General features: G+C 64.8%; 12 protein-coding genes. 2 read left to right on the plus strand and 10 right to left on the minus strand.

Translation table 11 applies throughout. The features are described from left to right. A partial coding sequence (locus Q0R23_RS14335; protein ID WP_293914073.1) for a transposase occupies nucleotides 1–158 on the plus strand: 158 nt, incomplete at its 5' end. On the opposite strand, the gene Q0R23_RS14340 is transcribed toward Q0R23_RS14335, so the two are convergent. From Q0R23_RS14340 to Q0R23_RS14380, 9 genes are all read right to left on the minus strand, one after another. After that, nucleotides 113–400 (minus strand): DUF2945 domain-containing protein, encoded by a 288-nt coding sequence (locus Q0R23_RS14340; protein ID WP_293914074.1) that lies wholly within the window; start codon nucleotides 398–400, stop codon nucleotides 113–115. The two genes, Q0R23_RS14335 and Q0R23_RS14340, sit on opposite strands and share 46 nt — an antisense overlap. Before the next feature lie 197 nt (nucleotides 401–597). Next, entirely contained in the window at nucleotides 598–1,008 is a 411-nt protein-coding gene (locus tag Q0R23_RS14345; protein ID WP_293914061.1) for a hypothetical protein, read from the minus strand. Continuing rightward, on the minus strand, nucleotides 1,005–1,565 hold the full coding sequence (locus Q0R23_RS14350; protein WP_293914062.1) for a DinB family protein: 561 nt from the start codon (nucleotides 1,563–1,565) through the stop codon (nucleotides 1,005–1,007). Before Q0R23_RS14350 ends, Q0R23_RS14345 begins: the two co-directional genes overlap by 4 nt. 365 nt (nucleotides 1,566–1,930) lie before the next feature. Beyond that, complete coding sequence (locus Q0R23_RS14355; protein ID WP_293914064.1) at nucleotides 1,931–3,148, minus strand: saccharopine dehydrogenase family protein; 1,218 nt, start codon at nucleotides 3,146–3,148, stop codon at nucleotides 1,931–1,933. A 70-nt stretch (nucleotides 3,149–3,218) separates the two neighbouring features. Further along, nucleotides 3,219–3,638 carry a hypothetical protein gene (locus tag Q0R23_RS14360; RefSeq protein ID WP_293914065.1) on the minus strand — a complete coding sequence of 140 codons (420 nt, stop codon included), beginning with the start codon at nucleotides 3,636–3,638 and terminating at the stop codon, nucleotides 3,219–3,221. Between the two features lie 186 nt (nucleotides 3,639–3,824). Then, nucleotides 3,825–4,631, minus strand: coding sequence for a DUF4153 domain-containing protein (locus tag Q0R23_RS14365; protein ID WP_293914066.1), 807 nt, complete (start codon nucleotides 4,629–4,631; stop codon nucleotides 3,825–3,827). Between the two features lie 20 nt (nucleotides 4,632–4,651). Next, nucleotides 4,652–4,840 carry a hypothetical protein gene (locus Q0R23_RS14370; RefSeq protein ID WP_293914067.1) on the minus strand — a complete coding sequence of 63 codons (189 nt, stop codon included), beginning with the start codon at nucleotides 4,838–4,840 and terminating at the stop codon, nucleotides 4,652–4,654. A gap of 252 nt (nucleotides 4,841–5,092) precedes the next feature. Then, nucleotides 5,093–6,361, minus strand: coding sequence for a PQQ-binding-like beta-propeller repeat protein (locus Q0R23_RS14375; protein WP_293914068.1), 1,269 nt, complete (start codon nucleotides 6,359–6,361; stop codon nucleotides 5,093–5,095). Between the two features lie 84 nt (nucleotides 6,362–6,445). Further along, nucleotides 6,446–6,898, minus strand: coding sequence for a hypothetical protein (locus Q0R23_RS14380; RefSeq protein WP_293914069.1), 453 nt, complete (start codon nucleotides 6,896–6,898; stop codon nucleotides 6,446–6,448). Nucleotides 6,899–7,036: 138 nt separating this feature from the next. Here Q0R23_RS14380 and Q0R23_RS14385 point away from each other — a divergent pair, with 138 nt between their 5' ends. Further along, nucleotides 7,037–7,825: a LysM peptidoglycan-binding domain-containing protein gene (locus Q0R23_RS14385; RefSeq protein WP_293914070.1), complete on the plus strand. Its 789-nt coding sequence runs from the start codon at nucleotides 7,037–7,039 to the stop codon at nucleotides 7,823–7,825. Nucleotides 7,826–8,281: 456 nt separating this feature from the next. Here Q0R23_RS14385 and Q0R23_RS14390 read toward each other — a convergent pair whose 3' ends face one another. Then, complete coding sequence (locus Q0R23_RS14390) at nucleotides 8,282–9,448, minus strand: sorbosone dehydrogenase family protein (RefSeq protein ID WP_293914072.1); 1,167 nt, start codon at nucleotides 9,446–9,448, stop codon at nucleotides 8,282–8,284. Between the last annotated feature and the right edge of the window lie 267 nt (nucleotides 9,449–9,715).

Raw genomic sequence — 9,715 nt, forward strand, 5'->3', positions numbered from 1 at the left:
TCCAGGTCGTCCAGAAACGCTGGGTGGTCGAACGCACCTTCGCCTGGCTGCTGACCTTCAGGCGCCTCAAGGTTGACTACGAAGAGCGCATTGACGTCTCAGAGGGCTTTATTTACACCGCCATGAGCACTATCCTGCTCAAACGGCTCTGCACTTGACCCCAGCAGTCTGGCGCTGCTTTCCTAGAATTGGGCTTCAGACAGCCTCTGAGCGCTTCCCCGGTGTGGGCGGTCAGCTTGCCGCTCTCGACCTCCATGATGTAGCGCGGGTCTTGCCCACTCGCCTGATAGTGAAAGCCGCTGACCTCGCCGCTCTCGTGGGCCACACGCACGATTTTGCCGTGCGCCTGAGCGCCGTGGCTGCTCCATTTCACCTGATCGCCGACCTTGAAGGTTGCCATAGGAGTCAACCGTCTCACACTTCACCGCCGTAGCCTATCAGTACGGCCACAGAGCCAAGGAACGGTCAAGCCAAACTCAAATGGTTGAGAGCCTATCCAAAACGTTTTCCGGCCACCGACCAAAGCCGGATCCGCTGACCGCCAGCAACCCTTCATCTGTTCCCATAAGCCGCGCGCCACGCGCCACAAGCCTCCCCTCACTCCAGCACGTAGCGAATCCCCTCTTCAAATCCGACCTTCTCCCAGTCGCCCCTGCCCAGCACGACGTTGCGGCGCCAGGGAATCCAGTCGGTCTGGCCGGTCACGGAACGTAAAAAACCGTGCAGGCCGATTTCGATGCGCCGGGCCTCGCCGCTCTCCAGCAGGGCGCGGAGCTGGGCGCGGGCTAGCTCCGGCGCCACCTTGCCGGTGACGCGGGCGCTGCGAATCTCGGTCTGGCCGTAGGGTTCCACAACGCCGCCGAAGCCGCGCAGCAACGTGGCGGTCTCGCTCAGGCTGCGCGGGTGGCTGAGGGTGATGTGGGCGTCGAGTTCAAAGCCGCGCTCGCCCTTCTGGGTGGTGTGGTTTTGGGTGGTGTGGTTTTGGGTGGGCTGTTCAGGGTCCGTCATGCGCTGGCCTTCAGGGCGTCCAGACCGGCTTGCAGCGAGTGGCGGTGGTGGCGGGTGTGAAAGGCCGCCGTGCGCAGCCAGTCGAGCGCGTCCAGGTCGCCGAGCGCCGGGTGCCAGAACATCCGGGCCGGTTCGAGTGGGGCGAGCGGCTCCGGCACCGACAGGGCCAGGCCGCGCAGGGCGGGGGTCAGCGCCGAGTAGCGCCCGGCGAGCGCATTCCAGGGCTGATCCGGGCCGGGTTCGGTGCCCGCAGGCGCCTGACGACGGCCCTGCTCGTCGGTGCCGATAAGCACTCTGGGCGTCTCCCGCAAAGAGCTGTCCGACAGCAGCAGCCGCACGATCTTGACGGTGCTTTCGGCCACCAGCAGCACGTGCTCGCTTTCCTGAGCGGGCGTCCAGGTGCGCTCCGGCAGCGGGCGGTGCCAGTCGGGCTGGGCACGCCTGGCCGTCTCCGAGAAGGCGGCCAGCTCGCGTTCCAGGCGCTCGGCCACCTCGGCGGGCGCGGCCCCGAAAGCCCGCAGCCAGGCGTTGGGTGAAGTCGGTTCGGCAGAAGTCATGGCCCCAGTTTAGAGCAGTACTCCGAATTACGCCACGGGGAAAACAGCCTCCCCGCGCCTCCATTCTGCGCCTTGCTCAGTCAAAACTACTCGCTCCGCTCGGTCATAAAAAGGGTCTTTTTATGACATCTGCTCTAAGGCAGTCGGCGAGTTGGCGCCCCGCCCAGGCTTGAGCGTTGCTGCCAGAAGGTGCGGCGACGAAGCTGTCCGAATGAACTTGCCCAGCCACTGAATGCCACTGACATCGACCCCTCGCCCCCTTTGTGGGAGAGGGGCGCTGCGAAGCAAGGGGGTCAGGGGCCACCGAGCGGCGTTCCCACCCCATGCACGAGATTCTTTTCAATCCCGTCTCAACCTTGGTTAGCTCAGTCGCGGACCAGCTCGATGCCCGGCAGCTCGTCGACGTTCAGGCCCCAGCGGTTCATCTCGGCCACGAAGGGGTCGGGGTCGAATTCCTCGACGTTATAGACGCCGGGCCGCTTCCACACGCCGCTCAGCATCAGCGCGGCACCGATCATGGCGGGCACGCCGGTGGTGTAGCTCACGCCCTGGGCCTGCACCTCTTTGTACGTCTCGGCGTGGTCGCAGACGTTGTACACGAAATGGACCTTCGGCTGACCGTCGTGGCCGATACCTTTGGCCTGCACGCCGATGCAGGTCTGGCCGGTGTAGTTCGCCGCCAGCGATTCGGGCGCGGGCAACACCGCCTTGAGGAACTCGATGGGCGCGACCTTCTGGCCCCGGAAGTCAATCGGCACGATGCTGGTCATGCCGATACCTTCCAGCACGGACAGGTGCTTGATGTAGCTCTCCCCGAAGGTCATCCAGAAGCGGGCGCGGCGGATGGTCGGGAAGTTGATGACCAGCGATTCGAGTTCCTCGTGATACAGCACGAAGCTCTTGCGAGTGGCCACTTTGGGGTAATAGATGTCCTGCGAAATCTCCAGCGGCGCCGTCGTGACCCACTGGCCCCGGTCGTAGTAGCGGCCCTCGGCGGTGATCTCGCGGATGTTGATTTCCGGGTTGAAGTTGGTGGCAAAAGCTTTACCGTGGTCGCCGTTGTTGCAGTCCACGATGTCGAGGTACTGAATTTCGGCAAAGTGATGCTTGGCGTGGTAGGCGGTGAAGACACCCGTGGCGCCGGGGTCGAAGCCGCAGCCGAGCAGCGCCGTCAGCCCCGCCTGCTCAAAGCGCCCTCTGTAGGCCCACTGCCAGGAATACTCGAACTTGGCCACGTCGAGCGGCTCGTAGTTGGCGGTGTCGAGGTAATGCACCCCGGTTGCCAGGCAGGCGTCCATGATAGTCAGGTCCTGGTAGGGCAGCGCCACGTTGATGACCAGTTCGGGCTTGAAGGCGTTGAACAGCTCAATAAGCGCAGGCACGTTGTCGGCGTCCACGGCGGCGGCGGTGAACACCGTTTTGCTATTCGGCAGGTACTGGTGAATCTCGGCCACGATCTTGTCTGCCTTGGACACCGTGCGGGTGGCGATCAAAACTTCGGTAAACACGCTGTCGTTCTGGGCACACTTCTTGGCCACGACGTTGCCCACGCCGCCCGCACCGATGATGATGACTCTACTCATGACGAGCAGTTTAGCGGTTGAGCGTCTGCCGGGTGCCAGCCTGACACCCGAAGGTCAGCGCCGTGAGTCTTCAGGCGTGCAGCGGACGGTCCGCCGCCGACCAGATAACCTCGGCAGGGTCTACCGGGCGGTACACCGACAGCTCCAGCGACACGCCGTACCCGATCAGGCGCCGCAAGTCCTCCAGCGGCCAGACGAAACAGCCGCAGAACTCAGGCATCTCGTCGGCGAACACGGCGGTGTCGAGTTGGGCGGTCATAGTGGCGCCGACACAGTACGCCAGGGCCTCAGCATGGTCGCCCAGCCAGTTCAGCAGGTGCTGGCGGTGCTCGTGCCACTCCAGCGTGTCGCCGAATTTGACCAGCAGATACCGCCGCGCCGCCGAGGGCGAGGACAGGTGCCGCGCAAACTGGGGCCGAACGTCTTCGAGGTGGGTCAGCAGCTCGTGGGCACTCAGATAGTCGGCGCTCAGGCGCAAAATGGTGTACATGAATGCCAGCCTAGCGGAGCACCAGGGCGGGCGCGTCGGCCATCTGGCGGAGCTGAAGCGCTCACCTCTTGACATTGGCCCTTGACTTACCTCTAGAGCAGTACTCCGAATTACGCCACGGGGAAAACAGCCTCCCCGCGCCTCCATTCTGCGCCTTGCTCAGTTAAAACTACTTGCTCCGCTCGGTCATAAAAAGGGTCTTTTTATGACATCTGCTCCAGACATTGGCCCACACAGGCCATAGGCGCTGACGTACAGGCTCAGGCGAACGTAGGCGCTGACGATCAGCAGCGAGAGCGGCAGCAACACGGCGGCGCCCATCAGCCGGTACGGCAACCCCAGGCGCAAGTCGCGCCGCAGCAGCGCGTGCGAGAGCAGCAGCAGCAGCGTCAGCGTCGCCACGCTGCTCAGTTCGCCAAAGCCCCGCCGCACCGATTCGGCGTAGGTCAGCCCCGTCGCGGGGCCGTCGCCGAAAAAGTAGCTGGCCCGCACGCCCAGATACGCGCAAAACAGCAGGCTCAGGCTCAGCAGCGGGATGCCCAGTTCGGTGAGGCCCAGCCGCAGCCCCAGGGTTTCCAGCGAGGGCGTGACCGGCAGCGCCCGCCGGGCCAGCAGCGCCGCGTAAACTGGCTCGCCGATGAAAAACGCCCAGCCGAGCAGTTGCAGCAGCGTGGCGGGCAGGTCGCCCAGATTCCACTGAAACAGCCTGGAGAGCAGCTTGCCGAAGCCCGCATCCGCCGAGCCGAGCAGCGCTCCGAACACCAGCAGCACCGGCACCGTCAGCATCAGCCCGATCAGCACCCGCGTACCGTGCTGCCGCTGCGCCCCACCGCCCCGGAAGCGGCTCCAGGGAAAACGCCCCAGGCTGGCCGGAAAGCCGTAAACGCCCCGCCCTATCCCGGTCAGAGCGGCCAGCAACACGCCGCCCACACTCTGCTGCTCCAGGCCAGGCAGCCGCAGGAAGGCCGCGCCCAGCACGTTGAGGTTGGTCATCAGGGCGCCGCTGCGCACGCTCAGGCCCAGGCCAGACCGAGGCCCAGCACCGCCAGGGCTGCCGGTTGCAGGGCGCTCCCACGCTGCCGCGCCGCGCCCACCAGCGCCGCCACGAACGCCACCACCAGCAGCGTCCAGCCCAGGCCGGGTAGCCAGCCGGTGCCTTTGGTCAGCGCCACGGCCAGCGCTGAGAGACCCAGGGTTAGCAACAGCGGCGCGGCTTCACGCGGCGGAACCAGACGGAGCGTCGGCTGGGCTTAGCGGCGGCTGGGCTGAGCCATGCGGCGGCTGGGCGGGCGCCAGAAGAGGTTGCCCCGCTGAGTCCCGCTGAGTCAGGGACGGGCGCCGGTGCAGACTGGGGAGGCGGCTGGCCAGGTTCAGTCATGGACCGAGTACAGACGGAGTGAGTAAGATGTGTAAGGTGTGCAAAATGTGTAAGATACTCAGATCATGTACTCAGATCATGTCCGGGTCTGGACACCGGGCACGGTCACGCTGAACACAGCCTGATCGGTCAGGACCACCAGTCGGCCCGCGACCATCCAGGCGGCCTTCACGTCGCCCAGTGCGCGGACGAGCCTGACCATTCGCCCGCTGCGCTGATCGACCACCGCGATCCGGCCCGGCCCGAAGGCGGCAAAGACGGCCAGCGGCCCCGCCTCGGCGAAGCTGCCACCGACCGAACAAGGGCGTGGCATCCGCGCCCAGGGCAACTTGAGGCGCACCGGCCCGGAGCCGCCCAGCAACCAGGTGCCGTCCACGGCGAACAGTACCCGGCGCGTCTGCTGTTCCCAGACCGAGCTGGACGCCTGCCCGGATGGCCGCAGCGCTGCCAGCAGGCGACGGTCCCCGCTGAGGTAGCGGCCCGCCGTCCGGGGGAGGCACTGCACGCGCTGGACACCGTTGACAATGCCCTCAGCGCAGACCTGAGCATCATGAAGGTACAGTTGAGTGTAGATGGCGTGCTGAGCGTTCTCAAAGGCCGGGAAGGCGTAGCGCACCGTCACACTGCGCCCGGTGCGCACCTGCACGACCGAGACGCCTTTTCCAGCGGGCGAGGCATTGGTGGTGAAGATCAGCTCGCCCTGCTGGAGCGTCGCCAGACCGAGTTCCCGGTGGGACCAGACCCGTTTGCCAGTGGCGGTGTCCACACCCCGCATATACCCGTCGATGCCGGTGCGGGCGTTGTATGAGGTCACTTTGCCCGATCCGGACAGCAGCCGGTTGGGGTCCACCGCTTGGACCTGCCAGCGCGGGCGACCCGTTCGGGCGTCCCAGGCGCGGATGTCGTCGTAGGTAACGCCGATGACCACGCCATGTGTGACTCGAAGCTCTTGAAACGGTGTGCTGCCCGGTCCGGTGCTCACCCCGCTCAGGGGACGCGGCGCCGCCACCGTCCAGACCAACTTGCCTGACCGGGCGTCGTAGGCATGCAGGTTCGTGAAGCCGTCATCGGCGACGACCAGGCCGCCCCCAACCGCCAGGGTGCCGAAGGATCTGAGCGGTGCCGACCAGCGCTGATGGCGCAGCGAGGCGTCGTAAGCGCGGACCCGTCCACCCGACATGACGTAGACCTGGCCCTTATCGGCGGCGACCCGCAGCACGGCCCGCGCTGGGACCACCGGGCGCAGCCGCTCAGGCCGAACCGGCGCAGGCCAGGCCGCTGCCAGCGCGGCGCCGCTCAGCACAGCAACGAGCAGCGTGCGGATCAGAGGTGCAAGTCGGGGCATATCCAACTGTAGCGGCTTTGAGTAAGATATGTCAGGTGTGTTAAATGTGTCAGGTATGTAAGGTACTCACCACACCTGCTCAGCTCAGGGCTCCTCGCCCCAGTTCAGCTCATCCAGCGCCTGCGCCAGATCGTCGGTGGTGGTCGCCTGGTATCCGGCCCAGACCAGCCACAGCGCCTCCAGGGCTGCGTGGGCGGCGTCCAAGCTGGTCTCCACCAGCGGCGTCAGACGGTCGCCGCTCTCGGCCAGGGCGATGGTGAGGTCGAGTTTGGCTTTCAGGTAACGCGACTGCTCGCCGCGTGTGCCGTCGTAGACGTAGACCACCTCCTCCCAGTCGCATCTGAACGGGCGAAACAGCAGATCGGCCACGGCGCTGTGACTGCCCAGGCACAGGCGAGCGGCAGGCAAGCCGTCGGGCGTGATCAAAGCGCGCATCTGGCATTCGTCGGCGGCCAGGCCGCTGATATCGCGGTCAATGGCGGCCCGGAAGCGGCTTTCGATGTGCTGTCTGGCGGCCTCCCGCACGGTGAGTGTCATAAGTTCGTTGATTATATTACGCTTGTGGCGTAACGGCAAGCTGGACCTGATGAGCCTGGCCCCGCCCGACCACGTTGAACAATTCTTCATGGACCGTGAAAAATTTACATTTCCGGCTCATTGGACTAGGCTGAGGGCATGTGGCCATTTGGAAAATCGACGGCAGACCGCGTGAAAGAAGCCCTGAACGATCAACCCCGCCTGAAAGACCTCGGCCTTCAGGTCAACGAGTCGGGCGGCAGCGTCAGCGTCAGCGGCATGGTGCCCACCGACCAGTACAGCCAGTTGGTCTCGGTAATCGCCCAGGGCATCAACGGTGTGACCAGCGTGGACACCAGCGGTTTGATCGCCCAGCAGGTCAGCCAGGAGATTCAGGCGCCGACGCCCAGCTTGGATGTGGGCAGCGCGGAAGTCAGCGCAGATTCGTATAGCATCGACATGACCCCTGTGGGCCAGGGGCAAGCGGTGGGCAGCCAGGCGGTGGGCAGCATGGACGACGAGATCGCCCAGGCCGTCGCCAGCAGCAGCATCGCCAAGGCCGTGTTGCACGCCATTCGCAGCAACGGCGAAATCTCCGACGGTCCAATCGACGTGCTCCAGAGCGGCAAGACGGTCATTTTGCGCGGCGCCGTCGACAACGACCATGAAGTGCGCCTGGCCGAGCAGGTCGCCCGCGCCGTGCCCGGCGTGGCCGGGGTGGACGTCAGCGGCCTGCGCGTCATTCCCGAAGCCAGGAAGATGGCCAAGAGCCGCGACACCGCCACGGGCGACGCCACCTACACCATCGAGGCCGGAGACACCCTCAGCAGCGTGGCCCAGAAGTACTTCGGCGACGCCATGCGCTACAAGGACATCGCCCACTTCAACAACATCTCCAACCCCGACCACGTGGAAGTCGGTCAGGTGCTGCGAATTCCGAGTAGCTGAAGGTTGAGGGCGAGCCGCCGCGTCCCCAGTTTCGGGGCGCGGCGGTTTTGTATTGAGGATGGAGGGGGGACGGTGTTGTGTGGAGTTGAAAAGAATGCTTTGCGTGGGGCGGGGACGCTGCTCGGTGGTCCCCTCACCCCGCTGCTGCGCAGCTCCCCTCTCCCGCAAGGGGCGACTGGTACAGCTCCGCAGGAGAGGGGTCAGAATGGCCCTGTATGTCTCGTCGTTAAACAGCGAGATCCTTCGCTTTGCTCAGGATGACAAATTGGGGTGCTGCGCCTCTTCGTTCCGACTATTACAGCGTTTTGGAAATTCTATTACCCTCGCCCCTTGCGGGAGAGTCGCAGACCTGCTTGCAGAGGGTCGGTGCATAGCACCGGGGAGAGGGGGCGACGGGGTAACGTTTCTTTCACGACTTACGGAACGCTGTGCTATCGCAAATGAATTCAGCGAGCACTACGAGCCTGACGCGCCGACTTTCTTGGCCGCTGCCGCTTTGTAAGTGATGCGGTAGACCTTGCCGCTGTCGTCGTCGGTGAGCAGCATCGAGCCGTCAGGGAGCGAAAGCAGGGCCACCGGGCGGCCCTTGGTGGCGCCGCCGCTCAAAAAGCCGGTCAGGAAATCCTGCACCTTGCCGGACTTGGGGTCGATCATGACCACCTTGTAGCCGGACTTCTCACTGCGGTTCCAGGAACCGTGCAGAGCCACGAACATCATGCCCTGGTAGGCGGCGGGGAACGCCTTGCCGGTGTAGAAGGCCAGGCCCAGCGGGGCGCTGTGGGCGGTGGTCAAAGCGAAGGCGGGCGTGGACGCCTTGCAGACCTCGGCGCTTTTTTTGCCGAAATCCTTATCCCAGATCTGGGCCTCGCCGGGCTGGGTGGTGTAGCAGTAGGGCCAGCCGAAGTCGCGGCCCTGGGCCAGCTTGTAGAAACCTTCGGGCGGAATGTTGTCGCCCAGGTTGTCGCGCCCGTTGTTGGTGGCGTAGAGCGTGCCGCCGTACCATTCCAGGCCCACGGCGTTGCGCAGGCCCGTCGCATACGCCTGGCCGTTTTTGCCGCCTTCGTCGTAGACCCACACGGCGGCGCGTCTGGTGTCGCTCTCCTCGCAGACGTTGCAGGAGCTGCCCGTCGCCACGTACATTTTGTTGTCGGGGCCGAAGACCACCGTGCGGGTCGAGTGACCGCTGCCGCTGGGCAGCGCCAGGAGCTTTTGCGCCTCGCCGCTGGCTTTCTGGTCGCCGGATTTGTAGGCGAACCGCACCACGCCGTCGGTGTTGGCGACGTACAGGTAGCCGCCGTGAAACGCCAGGCCGTGCGGCTGATTGAGCCCCTCGGCGAAGACCTGCTTGCTCTGGGCCACGGCACCGCCGCGCATCACGTAGATTTTGCCCGCCGAACTATCGCTCAGAAACACGTCGCCGCCGGGAGAGAGCACCATCAGGCGGGGTTTCTGAAAACCCTCGGCGTAGGTGGTGACGGCAAAGCCCTGCGGCACGCTAAACCCACCCGACAGGGTGGTCGCGCCGGGCGCAGGCACCGGAGCGTACACGGGCGCCTTCTGGGCGCAGGCCGAGGCCGTCAGCAGCAGGGCGCTGGCGAACAGCGTGGAAAAGGTACGAAACATAGACCATACAAGCACGCCGGGGTGAGAACGACTGTCAGGACGGGTGAAATCAGGGTCTGGGCTGGATGAACGGTTGTGGCCGCCTCCGACTCAGCGTGGTTTTCATCAGTTTGATGTCGCTGTTCTAGAGCAGATGTCATAAAAAGACCCTTTTTATGACCGAGCGGAGCGAGTAGTTTTAACTGAGCAGGACGCAGAATGGAGGCGCGGGGAGGCTGTTTTCCCCGTGGCGTAATTCGGAGTACTGTTCTAGGATCTCGCCGTTTA

The organism is Deinococcus sp. (genome assembly GCF_025362455.1).
In the GTDB taxonomy this organism is placed as follows: domain Bacteria; phylum Deinococcota; class Deinococci; order Deinococcales; family Deinococcaceae; genus Deinococcus.

What these genes read in the sequence shown, in the direction of transcription:
- Q0R23_RS14340 (WP_293914074.1), bottom strand. Translation starts at nt 400, where the DNA reads ATGGCAACCTTCAAGGTCGGCGATCAGGTGAAATGGAGCAGCCACGGC.
- Q0R23_RS14345 (WP_293914061.1), bottom strand. Translation starts at nt 1,008, where the DNA reads ATGACGGACCCTGAACAGCCCACCCAAAACCACACCACCCAAAACCAC.
- Q0R23_RS14350 (WP_293914062.1), bottom strand. Translation starts at nt 1,565, where the DNA reads ATGACTTCTGCCGAACCGACTTCACCCAACGCCTGGCTGCGGGCTTTC.
- Q0R23_RS14355 (WP_293914064.1), bottom strand. Translation starts at nt 3,148, where the DNA reads ATGAGTAGAGTCATCATCATCGGTGCGGGCGGCGTGGGCAACGTCGTG.
- Q0R23_RS14360 (WP_293914065.1), bottom strand. Translation starts at nt 3,638, where the DNA reads ATGTACACCATTTTGCGCCTGAGCGCCGACTATCTGAGTGCCCACGAG.
- Q0R23_RS14365 (WP_293914066.1), bottom strand. Translation starts at nt 4,631, where the DNA reads ATGACCAACCTCAACGTGCTGGGCGCGGCCTTCCTGCGGCTGCCTGGC.
- Q0R23_RS14375 (WP_293914068.1), bottom strand. Translation starts at nt 6,361, where the DNA reads ATGCCCCGACTTGCACCTCTGATCCGCACGCTGCTCGTTGCTGTGCTG.
- Q0R23_RS14380 (WP_293914069.1), bottom strand. Translation starts at nt 6,898, where the DNA reads ATGACACTCACCGTGCGGGAGGCCGCCAGACAGCACATCGAAAGCCGC.
- Q0R23_RS14385 (WP_293914070.1), top strand. Translation starts at nt 7,037, where the DNA reads ATGTGGCCATTTGGAAAATCGACGGCAGACCGCGTGAAAGAAGCCCTG.
- Q0R23_RS14390 (WP_293914072.1), bottom strand. Translation starts at nt 9,448, where the DNA reads ATGTTTCGTACCTTTTCCACGCTGTTCGCCAGCGCCCTGCTGCTGACG.